Below are 17,814 nucleotides of genomic sequence, written 5' to 3'. Positions count from 1 at the left end.
TTTGCCAAGTTAATTTTTGAGTTGTGATTGTATTTAAAGAATGCTTTGACAAAGCTTAAATTAAGTAGCGTTTAAACTTCAATATATGAAATTTTGCCTTTAAGAGCATAGAAGATGACGGCGATTATACTATGTTTTTCATAAAATTTAGCAAGCGCATCTTTATACTCTTTTACCTGCTTTTTGTTCTCTTCTATATTTTTATCTGTCGTTTTATAATCAATCACACAAATTTCACGCTCATTAAAGCAAAAAAGATCCATCTGCTTTAGCTCATTTTTCACTTTAAATGGCTGCTCTTTATAAATTTTTTTGTCTTTTATGCACTCTATAAATTTTGGCTCACTTATAAGCATTTTTGCCCTAACAAAGACATCTTCAAGTGCTTCAAGTGGCAAAAATTTATGAAATTTATTTAGCATCAAATTTTTAGCTTTTTCTAGTGAAATTTCATCAAATTTCTCGCTCATCTCAAGCAGATAGTGAAACGCCAGACCAAAATATATTGCACTTAAGTTTTTACCACTCGTCTTTTGCTCTTTCGCCTCAACCTCTTGCCTCTCTATCTTTAAAATTTCAGGCATTTTTTCATCTTTTTTTAGTTCTTTTTGCTCAGTTTTACTAGGCAAAATTTTGCCAAAACTAAACTCTTTTAGATCAAGATAGTCATTTGCCTCGCTCTTGTCGCTTCTTGTGTAAAATGAAAAAAAGCTTGGGCTATTTCCGCTTGGGACGGCTTGCTTGATTATGATGAGCGACTTTGTTGCCCTTGTGAAAGCGACATAAATTTTATTGATATTTTCTTGCTTTTCAAGCTCTTTCATCTGCTCTAAAACGCTTGCATAGTCGCTATCAAAATTTTCTCTACCTGAAATTTTACTCTTTACGATCCACTCGCCCTTTTCGCTGTATTCGGTGATGAAATTTGAGTCATCGCCCCTGCCCTTGCCCATCATGTCGCAAACTATGACGTGAGCAAACTCAAGCCCCTTCGACTTATGCACGGTCATCACTCTCACGCCGTCGCTACTTTTTGGGCTGATTTTAGAGCTAAAGCTTTCAAGGTTAAATATAAAATCACTTAAATTTTTATACCCCACGCTTAGCTCAAATAGCCTTAAAATATCAACGTCTGCCATGCTTATGCCTAAATTTTTAGCTAGGTAAAATAGGCTATTTGTCGCGCTCACTTCTGGCTTTATATTTAGCTTTTTTACGTTTGCATTTACTAGTGCTTTTACATTTTTTTCATAAATTTCTTCTTTAAAGAGGCAAAATTTCGCATACTCGATGATCGCAGCGACAAGTGGCGTTCTTTTTAGCTCCAAAGTGCCTTCATTGACGCTTTTTATCCCTACGCTACTAAGCACTTCTGAGATGAGACTAATGTCGCTATTTTTCCAGCAAAGCACGGTTATATCGCTTGCATTTACACCAGCTTTTAAAAGCTCACTTGCCTGCGAAACGACCGCACCTGCGATATCTTCATTACTTAGCACACGCAAGTAGCCGTAGTCATCTTTTTCTACTTCAAAATACTCGCACTCGCCACTTACCTCGTAGCTTAGCGTCTCATCTTTTTTAGCTGGCTCTTGTGGCTCAAAACTAAGCCCATATCTATGATAAATTTCTTCAAAAACGGCATTATTAAATTTCACCAAAGCCTTTAAACTGCGGTAGTTGCTTGGCAAATTTTCTATATCTATCTGAGTAAAATCATCTCCAAGCTTGTCAAAAAGCTCCTTTTTGCCACCCCTAAATTTATAGATGCTCTGCTTCGTGTCGCCCACGTAAAAGAAGCTTCCAAGTCCGTTTTGTCCGTATCCAGAGACGATTTCAGCGATTAATGGCAAGATGATCTCATACTGGATCACGTTTGTATCTTGAAACTCATCGACTAAGAGGTGATTTATCCTGCCATCGAGCCTAAAGTAAAGCGCCTCTTTGTCTAAGCTTTGCACCAAAAGCTTAAAAACCAGCTTGTTTATATCAGCAAAACTTAGCGCATTTATCTCTTTGTTTAGCTCTAAATTTGACGCCTTATAAAGCTTTAATAGCTTGCTAAAGCCACTTAGCCTATACTTTTCGATCTCTAAAATGTAGTTTTTCGCTGCCTCTTTTAGCTCAAAAAAGAGCCTATCAAGCTCAGGAGTGTAAATTTTGCTAAAAGTGCGGTAGTTTAGGCTCTCACGCGCAAAAACCTTACTCTTAAATAGCTCAAATAAATTCTGCTCACTAAATGTCTTTTTAGCTACATCGCTAGCGCCATTTTGCAAGGCTATATACTCATTTATCGCCCTTTGCGCCGCCCTTACCTTGCTATCATCTGGATAGCTTGCGCCACTATCTTTTAGCTCGCCGCCAAAACTCTCATAAAATTTCGCCAAAGTCTGCGAAAAGCTAGTCTCTTTTTGGCTTGAAATGATCATCATTAAGGCTAGCTCACTAAGAAGCTTTTTATCCTTACTAGCCTCTTTTACAAATTTTTTCCACGCCAGATCTTGCAGGCTATCTTGCACGCTGTAATCAGGGCTAATGCCTAAATTTTGGCTAAATTTCTTCAAAATTCCAGAGAAAAACGCATCAAATGTATAAATTTTTAGCTCACTTTGCAAAAAGACGCCAAGGCGCTCATCTCGCCTTTTTACCGCCTCATCTTGGCTTATACCAAGCTCCTCGCACACCGCTTCAAGCTCGCCTTTTTTGTTTTGCAAGTCCAAAAAAGTAGCGATTATGCGCTCTTTCATCTCGTTTGCTGCCTTTTTTGTAAAAGTTAGAGCGACGATCTCGTTTATATTTTCGCCTCGAAGCACCAAAGCGATGTAGCGAACGCTCAGCGCAAAGGTCTTACCGCTTCCAGCGCTTGCTTTTAGGGCTAAAAAATTTTTCATAACTCTCTCCTACAAAGTGTGACGTATTCGCAAAATGCGCAAGCACCGCTCTTTCTTTCAAAATTTATCTTGGTTTTGTTTATGGCTTTTAGCTTTTCTATCTCGCCGCTTAAATCCTCTACGCTTTTTTTTGAGCTAACTAAGCTAGGCTCGTTTTTTAGGGCATAGTAGGCACTTCGCACCTCTCCGCCGTAAAGTGCTTCATAAAAGGCAAGCTGGAGCGAATTTACATTTGCCTCGCCCGTTTTGTAATCAAGTATAAGCACATCGCCGTTTGCGTCTGCATCGATCCTATCGATAAATCCCTTTATCTGCACGCCACAAAACTCGCTTTGCACTTCTTTTTCGCACTCAAGCACCCTAAAACCAGCCCTTAAACGCTCGTTTTCATAAATTTCATACTCTTTAAATTTATGCGTCCAAATTTCAAACTCAAGTGGCGTAAGATTTTGCTTTACTAATATCTCTTTAAAAACGGCTAGATCAAAGGTGTTATTTTGCTTATAAAACTCACTCGTATAGTATTCAAAAAGTGCGCTATGAACGCTATTTCCTTGCTTTGTGCCAAGCTCTTTTGCTACACCTTTTGGCGCATCTATGTGAGCTATCTTTGTGTAGTAGTATTTTCTTGGACAGGTTAGAAATAAATTTAGCGTCGAAAAAGAGAGTGGGTTTGCGAAGAAATCATGCTCTAAAATAACCTCATCGTCACTTAAATTTAAGCTCGCGTCCCCTTTTAAAAATAGCTTTAAATAGGCCTCATCGCTAAATTTTTCATCTTTTATCGTTTTGAAATTTTTTAAAAATCTTGAAGGTATGCTCTCCTCATTTACGCAGCAGCTTATCGCCACTTTTTTGGCGTTATTTATGAGGCTTTCGTAGTAAAATCTCTGCAAATTCTCGCGCTCAATGTAGCTTATAAGCCCCGCTTTTTGCCTCACTTTTGAGTTTAAAAACATCTCGTTTGCGCTTCTTGCTGGGATGAAGTTATCGTTAAAATCAACTATGATAACGCCATCAAATTTCATCCCACGGCTCTCTAGCATGCCCATGACGCTGATCTTTCCACCGCCCACGTCGTCGATGCTTAGGCGCGAGATATTTAGCAAGAAAATCTCACTTAGCTGCTTTAGACTAAAGCTAAAATACCTGCATAAATTCTCCATCCTAAAAAGCTCAAGTGCGAGCTTCTCTTCGCACCTTGGCTCATTTTCAAGCACCAAAAGCTCATCTATTAGCTCTTTAAATTTGCTAAATTCACACACCTCAAAATAACTAGCCCTAAATTTCTCAAAAAGCTGCTCGCTCACGCCAAATTCGCTTAAAATAAATCCAAGCTCCTCGTAGCTCTCACACTTACTTTGATCAAAAACTGGGCTTGCCTCTTCATTGATCGCTCTTGTGATGTAGTAAAGCGCTTCGTAAAATTTTGTATTTTTAAAGCTCTCACCCATGGCGTAGTTAAAAATTTTAGCGCTATCATGAAGCCTTAAAATCTCGCTAAAGCCTTCATCTGGCAAGATGACAGCGATATTTTCAGGCTTTATGCCCTCACGCACAAACTGGCTCGCCTTTGCCATAGCGTATGCGCACTGCAAGCTTCTTGTGGCGAAATTTCTTACTAAAACTGGCTCAAATTTTGTGATATTTTCTAGGCAAGTTAGCTCGTTTGTGTTTAAATTTAGCTCATATTTTTTATAGTTTTCAAACTCATTAATGGCTGAAATTTGCCTTATCTTTTCTATTAGTTTTTTATTAAAAACGCTAGTTTGAAAGATGATCTTTAGCGTTGTTAGTTTTGAGATTTTTTCTAAAATTTCCCACTCAAACTCGCTTAAAATGCCATCGATATGCAGTGAAATTTCACTAAAACTTCTTATGTAAGCTTCATTTATCGAGTAAATTTTTGGTAGGGTTATATCATCATAAAGATCTTCTTTATCAAGCAAGCTCTCATACTCTTTTAAAACCGCCTCAAGGATGCTTAAATGCTCTTCAAAATCAGCGTAAATATCGTTAAATTTAATATCTGCGATACTCTTTTTACTGATGGCAAGCTCTTTAAAAAATGAAAAAAGATAGTCGTTGTTTTTCAAAAACTCAAAAAACTCAGTTGGGATTTTAAGCACCGAGTTTGCCTCTTTGACGCTGGCACAGGCTCTGTTCATAAGCACTAAAGCGTAGGTGCTATCGCACTCAAAGCGGCCATTTACAAAAACGGCCTTTTTATAAAACTCAGCGATGCTTAGACTTTTTGGGATTAGCTCGTCGTTAAAACCAGCGTTAAATTCCCTGATCTTACGCGAGTTTGTAAAGACGAAAAGTTGATTTAGATTGCGCATTTTTCTCTCTTAAATTTTTAAAAAATGATAGCCAAAAGCTGATAAAAGAGCGCTTTTTCTCACTTAAGCTAAGCTTTGAAAATTTTTCTAAATTCATTAAAAATTTAAGCCTTAAAGTGCTGAGGGCTACAATTTCAAAAAGGAGCAAAAATGCATAAAGAGTTAAACAGATCTGGCTTTTACTACGGCTTTCCAGTTTTGCTTGCCACCACACAAGATCAAAAAGGGCGAGATGATATCACTGTGCTTTCATCGTCTTGGACGCTAGGAGATAGTGTGGTGCTTGGCATCGGAGTTGATAACAAAGGCTATAAAAATATCCAAAATGGCTCAGATATCACGCTAAATTTATGTGACGAGAGCTTGCTTGAAGCTATAAAAAAGATAGAAAAACTAACAGGCGACAAGGACGTGCCAGAGGAGAAAAGAGCCCTTGGATACAGCTATGAAAGTGATAAATTTAAGGTAGCAAATTTACACAAAGAGCCAGGCGTAAAGGTAAAAAGCGTGCGTATAAAAGAGTGCAAGATACAGATAGAAACGATCGTAGAAAAGTGCGAGATAAAAGAGTGGTTTTGCATAGTCACTTGCAAGATAGTTGGCATCTTTGTGGATGAAAATTTGTTAAAAGATGAAAAGATCGATACTAAAAGTTGGTCGCCTCTAATCTATAAATTTAAAGAGTACGTCACGACTAGCAAGCGTTTGGGCTTAAATTTTGATTTTAAAGAGGTTTGAGCTGGAGTTTTGGCTGGCTAGAAAGTAAAAATTTAAATTTGATTTTGACCTTGGCTAAAAACTTTTGGATGCAAATTTAGCCCTGCTATCAAGTCTCAAAAGCTCGCCGCAAACAGCCTTTGCACGCTTACATATATCTAAAATTTCATTCATTTTCGCTCCTTAATCTATAAAAACCATGCGCAAGCGTCCCGCTCCCGCAAGCGCGGCATGGTAAATTTTAGCGACTCGTCTACTAAATTTACCTTTAAATTTGACTTGATTATAGCCAAATTCGCCCGAATTTTATGCGAGCGTAAAAATACGCTATAATCGCCAAAATTTATAAAAAGGAAGCAAAATGGGCGGAATAAAAGAGTTTTTAAAACACGAAGCCAGCGGCGGGATTTTGCTGATGATCGCTACGGTCGCGGCGCTACTGTGTCAAAATACGTTTTTGAGCGATTTTTACAACGAATTTTTAAATACCAAATTTACCATGAGCTTCGGCGAATACGGACTAAGCAAACCTCTGATCTTGTGGGTGAACGACGGGTTGATGGCGGTATTTTTCTTTCTCATCGGACTTGAGCTAAAGCGTGAGGTGCTGGAGGGCGAGCTAAAAAATCCGTCGCAAATCGCGCTGCCAGCGATCGGCGCGGCAGGCGGCCTGATAGTGCCCGCGGTTATCTTCTATCTTTTTACGAAGCACGACTCCTTCGCGCTTGGCGGCTGGGCGATACCGACGGCGACGGATATCGCGTTTGCTCTGGGGATTTTGAGCCTACTTGGGCCTCGCGTACCGACTAGTTTAAAAATTTTCCTCATGACGCTAGCGATCGTCGACGACCTTTGCGCGATCGTGATTATCGCGCTATTTTACACGAGCGAGCTTAGCGCCCAAATGCTTGCGGTCGCGAGCGTTTGTCTAGCCGCGCTTTTCGTGCTAAACAGACTCGGCGTAAAGAGCAAGGCGGCCTATCTAATCGTAGGCGCGGTGATGTGGGTAGCGGTGCTAAAATCAGGCGTTCACGCCACGCTTGCCGGCGTGGTGGCGGCCTTTTTCATACCGCTTAGCTTTAAAGACGAGCCGGGCAAATCTATGCTAAAAAGCATCGAGCACGACCTGCACGGCTGGGTGGCGTTTGGCGTGCTGCCGATATTTGCCTTCGTAAACGCAGGCATCTCACTGCGAGGCGTCGGACTGGACGAGATTTTGTCTCCGGTCGCGCTAGGCACGGCGCTGGGGCTTTTCGTCGGCAAGCAAGTCGGGGTATTTTCTTTTAGCTTTTTGGCGATCAAATTTAAACTAGCTAAGCTGCCAGAAGGGTCAAATTTCATCCAGCTTTACGGCATCGCGGTGCTTTGCGGCGTAGGATTTACGATGAGCCTTTTCGTTAACGGCCTAGCCTACAACGACACGGACGCCTTTGCCTACACCGACAAGCTCGCTATCTTGCTAGGTTCGGTAGTTTCGGGCGCCGTCGGGTTTATATTGCTTAAATTTAGCGCCAAAAACTAAAGCGTGCGCATAAAAGAGTGCAAGATACAGATAGAAACGATCGTAGAAAAGTGTGAGATAAAGGAGTGGTTTTGTATAGTCACTTGCAAGATAGTTGGCATCTTTGTGGATGAAAATTTGTTAAAAGATGAAAAGATCGATACTAAAAGTTGGTAGCCTCTAATCTATAAATTTAAAGAGTACGTCACGACTAGCAAGCGTTTGGGCTTAAATTTTGGCTTTAAAGAGGTTTGAGCTGGAGTTTTGGCTGGCTAGAAAGTAAAATTTACGGGTAAATTTATTTGGTTTTGACCTTGGCTAAAAACTTTTGGATGCAAATTTAACTTACTTTGTAGCGTTAAAATCAAATTTATAATATCTCGTATCTTGCTTGTCGCTTAGCCTTAAAAGTAGCTGCCACCTGCCCTCTTTTAGTCCAACACTCTCGCTTACAAGCTCGTTTTCTTGCCATGAGGCGCTTAATGTTTTGTTGTCTTTATTTGTTTGTGGGCGGGTTAGTAAAATTTCATAGCTAAGGCTTGAAATTTCGCCATTTTTTGGCGTTAGGAGAAATTTAAACTTACCCTGCAGGCCTTTAAATTCTGGCTCAAATTTAAGGTCAAATTTCTCATCAAATCTCGCCTCGCTCTCTTTTATAAATGTGATATTTTCATCGACGCTTTGATGACTTTGCATATAAGCGCTATCCATCTCGACTGGGTTGTTGATCGCAACAACGATGGTTGCGGCACAAGCCAAGATGATAGCAACTATACTAAGCACGATACCATAAGGCCAAAAGCTCTTTTTAGCCATTTTTTACCTTTTTATAAAAGATGATGAGCACAAAAAATGCTATCAAGCCGTAGATAAAAATTCGCAAGAAATTTAAAGTCGTTTTGTTTGAGCTACCGATGCCACTTTCTAGCTTTAAATTTAGGCTCTCTGCGATCTGCTCGGCGATATCAGCGTAGCCGTTTAAGATAGCGGCGTTATAGACATCTTTGCCGTTTTTTGAGACTAAAATGGGGATAATGGTGCCTGATTCTGGATTTACACTTAGAATTTGCTCTTTATTAAAGAGCTTTGAAGTGTTTGTATCGCTAAAAATTTCAACCTTTTGTTTATCTTTTATGAGCGCTAAGAAGACAAAAGGCGAGCTTAAATTTTGCTCTTTAAAAAGCGTGTCCAGCTCGCCATCTTTATACACACCAACTACTAAATTTATGCCGCTTTTTTGATAAAGCTCACTGCCGATCTCATTTAGTTTTTGGCTCACTTTTTGGCTTAAAATTCCATCATCATTGATAACAAAATTTGCACCCCAAGCCAAATTTTGCCAGAGCAAAATGATAAAAATGAGTGCAAATTTCTTCAAACTCAGCCTACAAATAGGTGATTTGGCGTAAGTACTGACCAGGCACAAATGGCGCCTGCGACGACTATTAGCAGGATAATGGCTTTTTCTATTATGCCTAGCATCGCTACTCCTTTACAATGACGTGTTTAGCGTTATCTACGCTCTTCATCTCGATGCTAGCTGCATCTTTTAGTGAGTAAGGCTTAGTTGCGACCTCTTTTTGCAAGCCGATGCCAACGTATGTAAGCACCGCTAGGATAGAGAGCAAAAGCACCACCGCTATTAAAAACCCGCTAATGCCATTTAAGGCAAAGATGTTTCTATTTTTATTTTCCATTATTCGCCCTTTGATAGCGATATGACGTACTCGCCAACTGCGCTTTGCTGGATCTCATTTAGCCTGCCATCATTAAATTTAGGCATAGTGCCGATCGCTCCTTTTTTGCCGCGATTTAGCACGTCAGCTACAAAACTAGCCGAGCCATACTTGCTAAGATCAACCGACATGCCATCCATGCCCTTGCCATCTTCGCCGTGGCACGACGCACATGCAGCATAAAGCTCTTTGCCAGTTGCTACTAAATTTTCATTTTTAGTGCTTTTTATCGCGCTTATCTCTTTAGCTACGTATGCTGCGATCGCCTTTGCGCCATCAGCGTCAGCTAAGCCTGCTGGCATCTCACCCATTGGATAATCAAGCCCTTTTGAGCCATTTAGTATAGTCTCGACTATACCTTTTTCGCTGCCCCAAATTTGTAAATTTGCAGCCTTGCCGCCTATGCCATCGCCTGTGATGCCGTGACATGCTGAGCACTGCACGAGATAGATGCTCTCGCCCATAGCGTGAAGCGTCTCTTTGCTTGGGTTTGCATACTCTTTTTCAAATTTAGCGTTTGCCTCTTTAACCTCTTTGTTATACTCGCCGATTTGTGAGTAAGAATTTAGTGGGTAGCCTAGCAAATAGTACCAGATCGCCCAAACTAGCGCTAGCAAAAAAACAACCGCCCAGCCAAGTGGGACAGGGTTTTTGTATTCTCCTATGCCGTCCCAGTTGTGCTCGCTAAGCTCAACGCTCTCATCTTTTTTAACCTTCATCTGCCCCACGTACCTGCCAGCTACAACGATGGTAAGCACGATGATTAGAGCCGCTCCTATAAGAGCTAGTAAATTTACATTATCTTCTAAATTTAGCCATTGCATACGCTCTCCTTTGTAGCCTTACGCTCTAAAATTTCGCCACCGATCTCATCGTTAAGCGCTAGTTTTGAGTACTTTTCGTAGTTTCTTCTGCCAGTTTTTTCGCTCTTATAAAGATGAAAAAAGTAAGCATACAAAGTGATCGCCAAAAATGCTGTCAAGAAAAAATAGCCATAAGCTTGAAACTCTCTAATGTTCTCCATCTTACGCTCCTACTTTAGGCTATTTAGATAAGCGATCAGTGCTACGATCTGGCGAATTTCACCTTTTGCAAAAGCACTTTTTACCTGCTCATCTTTCATATTTTCAACGATAGCTGCAGCCTCAGCCTTGACGTTAGCATTTGTCTGCTCTAGCGTGCCAAGAGCTGGCATATCTTTTTCGTCATAAGGCGTGTTAAAGACCTTTTTAACCGTTAGCGCTTCAGCGTAGGCAGTCTCTATGTCAGCATTTTTCTTAAATAAAAATGGATATGCTGGCATGATCGAGCCTGGCACTACTGAGGCTGGATTTAGCATGTGATTTTCATGCCAGTCAGTCGTTCTATAGTTGCCCACACGCATAAGATCTGGACCTGTTCTTTTTGAGCCCCAAAGATGCGGACGATCATAGGCAAATTCGCCGCTTAGCGAGTACATGCCGTATCTATCAGTCTCAGCCTTAAACGGACGGATCATTTGAGAGTGGCAGGTGTTGCAGCCATTTTGCATATAGATGTTTTTACCAGCTAGCTCTAAAACAGTGTAAGGCTTTGTGCCCTCAAGCGGTCTAGCTCTGTTTGCAAAGTCTGGTAAAATTTCAACTATGCCAGCGTAAGCTATGACTATAAAGACGCAAACTGCAAAAAAGAATGGATTTTTTTCTAACCAAGCAAACATCACATCACCTCCGCGCTAGCTTTTGCTCCGCCACCCATAGGCGAAGCGCTTTTTGGCTCTGCTAAGATAGCTTTAGCAGAAGTTGATTTGTAGATGTTATAAGCAAACATCAAGAAGCCAACTAGATAAAGAAGTCCGCCAATAGCCCTTATATAGTAGTATGGGATAAGCACAACTACCGTATCTATAAACGAGTAGAGTAAATTTCCATAGCTATCAGTCGCTCTCCACATCATGCCTTGTGTGATACCAGCGATCCACATAGATGCAAAGTATAAGACGATACCTGTTGTTTGTATCCAAAACTGAGCTTCCATTAGCGACTTTGAGTAAATTTCACGCTTAAACACGCGCGGTGTCATGTGATAAAGTGCCGCCATGATCATAAAGCCAACCCATCCAAGAGCGCCGTCGTGAACGTGTCCTGGTACCCAGTCAGTAAAGTGCGCTAGGGCATTTACAGACTTGATAGAAAGTATCGGGCCTTCAAGTGTCGAAAACATATAAAATGTCGAAGCTAGAACCATAAATTTAATAAGCGGACTCTCTCTAAGCTGCGCCCACTCGCCCTTCATCGTAAGAAGGATGTTTATCGCTGAACCCCATGAAGGCAGGATCAAAACAATAGAAAAGACTGAACCCATAGTCTGCATCCAATCAGGCGTAGCAGAGTAAATGAGGTGGTGTCCGCCAGCCCAAAGGTAGATAAACATCAGACCCCAAAATGAAAATAGAGATAGTTTATATGAAAATATCGGCTGACCGCTCTCTTTTGGTAAGAAATAATAAATTTGAGCGATGATCGCCACTGTAAAGACGAATGCAACTGCGTTGTGGCCGTACCACCACTGAACCAAAGCGTCGTTTGAGCCAGCATACATAGAGACAGAGTGTAGCCATGAGCCATATCCGCTAACAAGTCTTGTTGGAACTTCCATGTTGTTAAATAGATATAACATCGCAACGCCAAGAAATGTAGCGATGTAGTACCAAACTGAGATGTAAAGTGTCTTTTCGCGGCGGATACCGATGAGGCCAAATATACTAACGCCCCAAAGCACCCAAACAACAACCACTGCGATATCTAGTGGCCACTCAAGCTCGGCGTACTCTTTCGCTGTGCTCTCGCCCATAAAAAGTGTAACAACAGCCAAAACCATAACAAGCATATATAGCCAAAAGTGAAGCTTGCCGATAAACATCAAAAATGGCGACTCGCTCATCGAGACCTTTAAAACACGCTGTCCGATGTAGTACCAAGTGGCAAAGATGCCTGAGAGCATGAAGCCAAAAATGATGCCATTAGTATGAAGAGGACGCAACCTCCCAAACGCCGAATATTCGCCGGCAATGTAGTTAAGCTCTGGACAGGCCATTTGAAAAGCTATAACTACGCCAACAACCATGCCTATGATACCAAAGAGTATCGTGGCAAACATAAATAGCTTTGCTACACTATAATCATAGTGTAGTAGCTGAGATGGTCGCATAAAATATCCTCCTAGTTAAATTTATATTAATGATTCGTTATTCTAAGATAGAAAATCTATAAAAAAACTTAATTAATATAAATTCTCATTAACTAGGAAAGTCTTCTGTCTATTTTGTAACCAAGTCCTGGAACGTTTTTGATAAAGTTATTGCCAACCTTGTCTCTAACACGCTTAACAAAGGTTCTGATAGCTGCTTCTGTAACGCTCTCACCAACCCAAACGACGCTTTTGATCTCATCATGAAGCACGAGCGTACCAAGTCTTTTTATCAAAAGTGAGATAAATGCAAGCTCTTTTTTAGTAAGTGAAATTTCAACACCGTCTCTGATAAGTACGCGCTTAATTTTGTTAAAGCTATATCCGTTTGCAACTTGGATGATGTTTGCAGTTTCTATCTTGCTTTTTGCGACATTTTCTATCGTTTTTAAAAGATCATCTGCCATTATAGGTTTTATGAGATACTTATCAACGCCAACATCGATCGCCTTTAATAAAGTCTCTTTTTCGCTATGCGCACTTAGGACGATGACAGGTGTGTCTTTAGAAATTTCCTTGATATATCTTGTCATATCAAGTCCATCACTAATTGGCATAAATACATCTGTAATTACCATATTTGGGTTGTATTTTTTAAATTTTTTCAAACCTTCATCACCATTTTGAGCAGTAAAAACTTTCTCAAAATTGTCACTTAGCACATCGTGCATGATCTTTTTGCTGTCGCTATCGTCTTCGACAAGCAAAACCGTTAGGTTCTTTAAAATTTTATTCATCTATCTCTCCTTTGTGTGGTAACTTTATTAAAAAACAGGCCCCATTATCACTGTTGCCCGCTGTTATTTCTGCATTAAATTGATCGATTATTTGCTTTGACATATAAAGTCCTAAGCCAGTGCCTTTGGTATCTTCTTTGGTGGTAAAATATGGCTTAAAAATCTCATCTATCACATTTTTATCTATGCCACCACCGTTATCTTCTACGCTTAGGTAAGCAAATTTTTCATCGCTATCAATCTTTATTTTTATATTTTTTTCTTCTATCTTTTGTAAATTTAGTGCGTCTTTTGCATTATTTAGTAAATTTATGATGACTTGCATGAGCCTGTTTTTATGACCATAAATTTTTGAGTCCCCTAACACCTCAAGCTCTATATGAATGCCCTCTTTTTTCATCACGCCTTTTACGATCTGTATCGACGCTCTAGCTGCGTCTGCTAGGCTAAATTCTTGAGAAAGTGTGTTTGGATTTAAAAACGAGCTAAACTCATCAGTAGTTTCTGACATATATTTGATGATCTGCATAGCCCTCTCATAAGAGCCGATAAATTCGCCATCTTCGTCACCAGCGAGCTTTTTCATCTTATATAAAACTAAACTTAGCTCATTTAGCGGCTGCTTCCACTGGTGAGTTATATTTGCCATCATCTCGCCCATCATCGCGAGCTTAGCAAGTCTCATGCCCTCGCTACTTGAAAAGAAATTTTCATCTAAATTTAAACTAGGCATTTGCTCTATATCCTAAAAATGATAGATAAAGTCCGTTTAAGATCATTATGCAAGCTGAGAGCTTAAACATGATCTCTTTAAATTTCTCTCTTAATAAGCCAAAAACAAAGCTAGCTAGCAACATCGCTGGCAAGGTGCAAAGCCCAAAGATAAGCATTATCAAGGATGCGTCAGCCACATTTGCGCTTAAAACTCCAAGCGCTAAGAAATAATAGACCACACCGCAAGGCAAAAGACCATTTAAAAAGCCAAGCAGTAAAAAATTTGCCAAATTTCTCTTTTGCACGCTTGTTTTTGCCATTTTTACTATAAATTTAAGTGCTTTTTCGCTCTCAATAAATTTTAAAAGCTCGCCCCTAAAAAGTAGTGCGATGCCGATAAATGCGATCACTAAGCCAACTATGAAAAATATCACGCCTCTTGCTTGCATACCAAAACTAATGGCTGCTCCAAAAGCACCAAATAAAGCCCCCAAAGCCACATAAGCAAAAATTCTAGCTAGGTTATAAAGCGTGCTTAGCATTAAAATTTCACTCTTACTTTTGCCTTTAAAGAATAGAGCTTGCAAGCTCAAAAACCCGCTACACATGCCGATGCAATGACTAAAGCTGCTCAAAAGCGCAACTGAAATAATCATGTAAAGGCTTATGTTTTGCATATTATAAAATTTCTAAAAACTGCTTAAATATATATTTGCTCTCGTTAGGGCCGCTGCTTGCTTCTGGGTGGTGTTGCACCGAGAAGATCGGATAGTCCTTGTATCTTACACCCTCGATCGTGTTGTCAAACAAATTTCTATGTGTCACAACCGCTATTTCAGCGATGCTCTCTGGCACGTTGTAGTTGTGATTTTGCGTTGTTATCTCGATCGCTTTTGTCTCTAAATTTAAGACTGGATGGTTTGCTCCGTGCTGACCAAATTTAAGTTTATATGTCTCGTATCCAAAGGCATTTGAAAGCAGCTGATGTCCAAGGCAGATGCCAAATATCGGGATTTTTGCCTCTATCATCTTTTTGATCTCAGCGATTTCGGCCTTTAAATTCTTTGGCTCGCCTGGACCATTTGATAAAAATACCCCGTTTATCTCGCCATTTTTAAATTTATCTATCAAAACTTCAGCCTTAGTATCGTGTGGTACGACGATGACCTCAAGGCCAGTTTCGCATAGCTCATTTAGGATGTTTCTCTTTACGCCAAAGTCAAAAACAGCTATCTTTTTGCCGATACTTTTTAGCGGCTTATATGACTTTAAATTTCTATCCCAAGCACCTTTTTTATGCTCGTACTCATCCATTGCGCTGACTGTTTTTACGTAGTTTATATTTTCTATGCGTCCGCTACTTTCAAGTCTGCGTTTTAACTCGTCTTTGTCGCTTATCTGCGTTGAGATGTATGCCATAAGTGCGCCCTCGTCGCGTAGCATCTTTGTCAAATATCTAGTATCAACGTCATAAACGCCAAATTTGCCCTGCTCTTCGAAAAATTTGCCTAAAGATTTTTGCGAGCGGTAGTTTGAGGGAATTTCGTTGTAGTTTCTCATTATGACGCCACTTGCATGAATTCTAAGGCTCTCCATATCATCTTCATTTATGCCAACAATGCCGATCTCTGGCATAGTAAAGACGATAAACTGACCAGCATAGCTTGGATCGCTCATGATCTCCTCATAGCCAGTCATTGAGGTATTGAAAACTAGCTCGCCTGCACACTCGCCGTGAGCACCAAAGGCTTTTGCCTCTAAAAAAACGCCGTTTTCAATGTAAATATAAGCTTTCATTAAAGCATTCCTCTTTTTTTAAGCTCATCTTGATACAAACGCTCGAAAATCAGGTCGTATTCGTCAGTTCCAGGGATAAGTTTGCGTTTGTAGTTTTGCATCATCTCATAGACGCTATCTTCTATCTTCTCATAACTTTTTAGATACTCATCTATCGAGCTATAAATGACATTTTTCACGCGATTTTCTGATACGTTATACTCGACCAAATCGCTCTTCCAGATAGCTTCAAGTATCTTGTGAGCGACATTGCTAAATCTATCTTCATGAGTTAAAATGACGTCAAATTCGCCAGCAAGTTTCTTTTTAACGAGCCAAAACATATTTTTTCGGTCGATTTGCATAGTTTGCATCTCGTCCTCGTTTTTCTCTAAAAGCTCATTTACTCGCTCGTCCAGCGCTCTTTCTTTTTGAACGTCAGTAGTTAAAATTTCACTTGCTTTTGCTACGATTGGCTCGATACCTTTGTTTAACTTTACAAAACCACAGTTTAAAAGATCTATTGCTATTTTATGTGAGACATAAGGTACGTGTGGAAGTTTTATACGCATTTTAAACCTTTAAATTTTTATGCCATTGTAACTAAATAAAGGTAAAACTTTACTTTGAAATTTTAACGACTTTATCATTGTCACTTCTTAAAAAATAAATTTCTTTTCGTCCGTCATAAAGGACTTTGCCGCTTGTTTTTTGCTCGCTTTGTAAATTTGAAGATAGATCCATCTCAAGTGGCTTACTCATGAAATAAGCCTCGCCCAAGCTTCGTCCAAAATCAGGATACCAACTGAGTGCGCAAAGCACAAGCAAGAGCAGATAAAAGGCTCTAAAAATTTTTCTAAATGGCGCGTAAAAGAAACAATATCCAAATATAAAAAACACAGGTAAAAGCCACAAAAAAGGCACATTATCCACAAAAATCACATTAAAATACTCATTTATGCCATAAAATGAAAAGTAGTTGTTGTAAATTCCGACAAATAGCGTAAAAATAGGAGCAAGAACAAATATAATGCCGGTAAAAAATGCATTAAAAATTTTCATAAGCTCTCCTTTTTTCGTAGGATTATATTAAATTTTAGCTTTATTATTGCTCTAAATTTATTAATTAAGAAATTTTAAACTCCAAAATGTCACAAATTTTCAAATAAAATAGAGTTAAAACGATAAATTTTAAATTAGTGTGACATTTTTTAGATGAAAAATAAGAGATTTTTTTGAAACTTTTAAGGTAAAAAAGAGAAATTTAAAATTTAGCCTTTGCCATAAAAGCAAAGACTAAAAGGGAGTTTATTAAGCTTTTTTCTTCATATCAAATTTATTAGCCATGAAGCCAACAAGACCAACAAAGAAAAGACCACCGCAGATGTTACCAAGTGTAACTGGAAGCAAGTTTTTGCTTAAGAAATTTGTCCAGTTGATGACATCTAGTTTATCAGCTGTAGTGTGAAGTAAAGCTGCTGCAGCGTTGATATCGCCACCACTTGCTGCTATATAGTGAGCTTTAGAGATGATAGCTTCAGTGATGATGAACATATTTGCAACGCAGTGCTCCATTGAGCAAGCAACGAATGCGCCGATCATCCACATAATGGCAAAGAATTTACCAGATAGGTTGCTCTCGCTTGTCGCAGTCCAGATAGACATACAAACAAAGACGTTACAAAAGATACCACGAAGAAATAACTCATGAAATGGTGCTGTGATCTTGCCAATAGCTGCTGGTACGAAGTGTTGCAAGATGTAGCCGTCATACTTTAGTGGCAAACCAGAGTAGTAGTACATATAAGCGATCAATGCACCACCAACGAAGTTAAATATCCAAACAATTACCCAGTAGCTTATGGTTTTGCCAAGTGGCAATTTGCCCTCATACGCACTAACACCGCTTAAAACAGAGCTAGTAAATAGGTGACCGCCATAAAATACAACCATCATGAGGCCGCAGCTAAATGTGATACCACCGATGAAGTTTGAAAGACCGATAGACTGTTTTTCAGCCATACCAACTGTTGAGTGAGCCCAAAAGATATCACCCATAGCAATAGCAGCACCAGCCATGATAGCAAGAAATATAATGCTTACAAGTGGCGTATGGGCTTTATGCTCCATTGAATTTGAGACCGCTTGAGCGGTTTCTGCCGGATTTAACAT

General features: G+C 39.7%; 19 protein-coding genes. 3 read left to right on the top strand and 16 right to left on the bottom strand.

The window, feature by feature from the left end; all coding sequences use genetic code 11:
* Window positions 1–71: 71 nt before the first annotated feature.
* Both CVS81_RS06380 and CVS81_RS06375 read right to left on the bottom strand, forming a co-directional pair.
* Entirely contained in the window at window positions 72–2,891 is a 2,820-nt protein-coding gene (locus CVS81_RS06380; RefSeq protein WP_107965445.1) for a RecB-like helicase, read from the bottom strand.
* A complete protein-coding gene (locus tag CVS81_RS06375) occupies window positions 2,888–5,233 on the bottom strand; it encodes a PD-(D/E)XK nuclease family protein (RefSeq protein ID WP_107965444.1) in 2,346 nt (781 codons plus the stop codon). The genes CVS81_RS06380 and CVS81_RS06375 overlap by 4 nt, the downstream gene beginning before the upstream one ends.
* Before the next feature lie 150 nt (window positions 5,234–5,383).
* On the opposite strand from CVS81_RS06375, the gene CVS81_RS06370 reads away from it, so the two are divergent.
* The 3 genes from CVS81_RS06370 to CVS81_RS09785 all read left to right on the top strand — a co-directional run bounded on the left by CVS81_RS06370 (window position 5,384) and on the right by CVS81_RS09785 (window position 7,628).
* Window positions 5,384–5,971, top strand: coding sequence for a flavin reductase (locus CVS81_RS06370; RefSeq protein ID WP_107965443.1), 588 nt, complete (start codon window positions 5,384–5,386; stop codon window positions 5,969–5,971).
* Window positions 5,972–6,311: 340 nt separating this feature from the next.
* Entirely contained in the window at window positions 6,312–7,472 is a 1,161-nt protein-coding gene (gene nhaA, locus CVS81_RS06360) for a Na+/H+ antiporter NhaA (RefSeq protein ID WP_107965442.1), read from the top strand.
* 3 nt (window positions 7,473–7,475) lie between these two features.
* Window positions 7,476–7,628 carry a hypothetical protein gene (locus tag CVS81_RS09785; protein ID WP_159070971.1) on the top strand — a complete coding sequence of 51 codons (153 nt, stop codon included), beginning with the start codon at window positions 7,476–7,478 and terminating at the stop codon, window positions 7,626–7,628.
* Window positions 7,629–7,796: 168 nt separating this feature from the next.
* Here the strand turns inward: CVS81_RS09785 and CVS81_RS06355 are convergent, their stop codons facing one another.
* From CVS81_RS06355 to CVS81_RS06290, 14 genes are all read right to left on the bottom strand, one after another.
* On the bottom strand, window positions 7,797–8,267 hold the full coding sequence (locus tag CVS81_RS06355) for a FixH family protein (RefSeq protein ID WP_107965441.1): 471 nt from the start codon (window positions 8,265–8,267) through the stop codon (window positions 7,797–7,799).
* Window positions 8,260–8,829 carry a hypothetical protein gene (locus CVS81_RS06350; protein WP_107965440.1) on the bottom strand — a complete coding sequence of 190 codons (570 nt, stop codon included), beginning with the start codon at window positions 8,827–8,829 and terminating at the stop codon, window positions 8,260–8,262. The genes CVS81_RS06355 and CVS81_RS06350 overlap by 8 nt, the downstream gene beginning before the upstream one ends.
* A 106-nt stretch (window positions 8,830–8,935) precedes the next feature.
* Window positions 8,936–9,148, bottom strand: a complete 213-nt coding sequence (locus CVS81_RS06345) for a DUF4006 family protein (protein ID WP_021084770.1) — start codon at window positions 9,146–9,148, stop codon at window positions 8,936–8,938.
* Complete coding sequence (locus CVS81_RS06340; RefSeq protein ID WP_009294847.1) at window positions 9,148–10,011, bottom strand: cbb3-type cytochrome c oxidase N-terminal domain-containing protein; 864 nt, start codon at window positions 10,009–10,011, stop codon at window positions 9,148–9,150. The genes CVS81_RS06345 and CVS81_RS06340 overlap by 1 nt, the downstream gene beginning before the upstream one ends.
* Window positions 9,999–10,211 (bottom strand): cytochrome c oxidase, cbb3-type, CcoQ subunit, encoded by a 213-nt coding sequence (locus CVS81_RS06335; protein WP_002939259.1) that lies wholly within the window; start codon window positions 10,209–10,211, stop codon window positions 9,999–10,001. The genes CVS81_RS06340 and CVS81_RS06335 overlap by 13 nt, the downstream gene beginning before the upstream one ends.
* Window positions 10,212–10,220: 9 nt before the next feature.
* Window positions 10,221–10,886, bottom strand: a complete 666-nt coding sequence (ccoO, locus tag CVS81_RS06330) for a cytochrome-c oxidase, cbb3-type subunit II (protein WP_021086480.1) — start codon at window positions 10,884–10,886, stop codon at window positions 10,221–10,223.
* Window positions 10,886–12,376 carry a cytochrome-c oxidase, cbb3-type subunit I gene (gene ccoN, locus CVS81_RS06325; RefSeq protein ID WP_021084787.1) on the bottom strand — a complete coding sequence of 497 codons (1,491 nt, stop codon included), beginning with the start codon at window positions 12,374–12,376 and terminating at the stop codon, window positions 10,886–10,888. Before ccoN ends, ccoO begins: the two co-directional genes overlap by 1 nt.
* Window positions 12,377–12,468: 92 nt before the next feature.
* Window positions 12,469–13,152, bottom strand: a complete 684-nt coding sequence (locus CVS81_RS06320) for a response regulator transcription factor (RefSeq protein WP_012001191.1) — start codon at window positions 13,150–13,152, stop codon at window positions 12,469–12,471.
* A complete protein-coding gene (locus tag CVS81_RS06315; protein ID WP_107965439.1) occupies window positions 13,145–13,885 on the bottom strand; it encodes a sensor histidine kinase in 741 nt (246 codons plus the stop codon). Before CVS81_RS06315 ends, CVS81_RS06320 begins: the two co-directional genes overlap by 8 nt.
* Window positions 13,878–14,522 (bottom strand): sulfite exporter TauE/SafE family protein, encoded by a 645-nt coding sequence (locus tag CVS81_RS06310; protein WP_107965493.1) that lies wholly within the window; start codon window positions 14,520–14,522, stop codon window positions 13,878–13,880. The genes CVS81_RS06315 and CVS81_RS06310 overlap by 8 nt, the downstream gene beginning before the upstream one ends.
* A gap of 22 nt (window positions 14,523–14,544) precedes the next feature.
* Entirely contained in the window at window positions 14,545–15,663 is a 1,119-nt protein-coding gene (gene carA, locus CVS81_RS06305; protein ID WP_107965438.1) for a glutamine-hydrolyzing carbamoyl-phosphate synthase small subunit, read from the bottom strand.
* Window positions 15,663–16,214 (bottom strand): DUF507 family protein, encoded by a 552-nt coding sequence (locus CVS81_RS06300; RefSeq protein ID WP_002939254.1) that lies wholly within the window; start codon window positions 16,212–16,214, stop codon window positions 15,663–15,665. The genes carA and CVS81_RS06300 overlap by 1 nt, the downstream gene beginning before the upstream one ends.
* 49 nt (window positions 16,215–16,263) lie before the next feature.
* On the bottom strand, window positions 16,264–16,704 hold the full coding sequence (locus CVS81_RS06295; RefSeq protein WP_107965437.1) for an isoleucyl-tRNA synthetase: 441 nt from the start codon (window positions 16,702–16,704) through the stop codon (window positions 16,264–16,266).
* Between the two features lie 249 nt (window positions 16,705–16,953).
* Window positions 16,954–17,814, bottom strand: a complete 861-nt coding sequence (locus CVS81_RS06290) for a formate/nitrite transporter family protein (RefSeq protein WP_103569455.1) — start codon at window positions 17,812–17,814, stop codon at window positions 16,954–16,956.

This window comes from Campylobacter concisus (assembly GCF_003049065.1).
GTDB classification, from domain to species: domain Bacteria; phylum Campylobacterota; class Campylobacteria; order Campylobacterales; family Campylobacteraceae; genus Campylobacter_A; species Campylobacter_A concisus_BE.
Note: the sequence above shows the minus strand (reverse complement) of the source record. Positions and strands in the feature narration are given on the sequence as shown.

Excerpts from the sequence above, each read along its gene's own strand:
- CVS81_RS06370 (WP_107965443.1), top strand. The coding sequence starts at position 5,384 with ATGCATAAAGAGTTAAACAGATCTGGCTTTTACTACGGCTTTCCAGTT.
- CVS81_RS06315 (WP_107965439.1), bottom strand. The coding sequence starts at position 13,885 with ATGCCTAGTTTAAATTTAGATGAAAATTTCTTTTCAAGTAGCGAGGGC.
- CVS81_RS06340 (WP_009294847.1), bottom strand. The coding sequence starts at position 10,011 with ATGCAATGGCTAAATTTAGAAGATAATGTAAATTTACTAGCTCTTATA.
- CVS81_RS06310 (WP_107965493.1), bottom strand. The coding sequence starts at position 14,522 with ATGATTATTTCAGTTGCGCTTTTGAGCAGCTTTAGTCATTGCATCGGC.
- CVS81_RS06355 (WP_107965441.1), bottom strand. The coding sequence starts at position 8,267 with ATGGCTAAAAAGAGCTTTTGGCCTTATGGTATCGTGCTTAGTATAGTT.
- carA (WP_107965438.1), bottom strand. The coding sequence starts at position 15,663 with ATGAAAGCTTATATTTACATTGAAAACGGCGTTTTTTTAGAGGCAAAA.
- ccoO (WP_021086480.1), bottom strand. The coding sequence starts at position 10,886 with ATGTTTGCTTGGTTAGAAAAAAATCCATTCTTTTTTGCAGTTTGCGTC.
- CVS81_RS06380 (WP_107965445.1), bottom strand. The coding sequence starts at position 2,891 with ATGAAAAATTTTTTAGCCCTAAAAGCAAGCGCTGGAAGCGGTAAGACC.
- CVS81_RS06335 (WP_002939259.1), bottom strand. The coding sequence starts at position 10,211 with ATGGAGAACATTAGAGAGTTTCAAGCTTATGGCTATTTTTTCTTGACA.
- CVS81_RS06320 (WP_012001191.1), bottom strand. The coding sequence starts at position 13,152 with ATGAATAAAATTTTAAAGAACCTAACGGTTTTGCTTGTCGAAGACGAT.
- nhaA (WP_107965442.1), top strand. The coding sequence starts at position 6,312 with ATGGGCGGAATAAAAGAGTTTTTAAAACACGAAGCCAGCGGCGGGATT.
- CVS81_RS06295 (WP_107965437.1), bottom strand. The coding sequence starts at position 16,704 with ATGAAAATTTTTAATGCATTTTTTACCGGCATTATATTTGTTCTTGCT.
- ccoN (WP_021084787.1), bottom strand. The coding sequence starts at position 12,376 with ATGCGACCATCTCAGCTACTACACTATGATTATAGTGTAGCAAAGCTA.
- CVS81_RS06290 (WP_103569455.1), bottom strand. The coding sequence starts at position 17,814 with ATGTTAAATCCGGCAGAAACCGCTCAAGCGGTCTCAAATTCAATGGAG.
- CVS81_RS06345 (WP_021084770.1), bottom strand. The coding sequence starts at position 9,148 with ATGGAAAATAAAAATAGAAACATCTTTGCCTTAAATGGCATTAGCGGG.
- CVS81_RS06375 (WP_107965444.1), bottom strand. The coding sequence starts at position 5,233 with ATGCGCAATCTAAATCAACTTTTCGTCTTTACAAACTCGCGTAAGATC.
- CVS81_RS06300 (WP_002939254.1), bottom strand. The coding sequence starts at position 16,214 with ATGCGTATAAAACTTCCACACGTACCTTATGTCTCACATAAAATAGCA.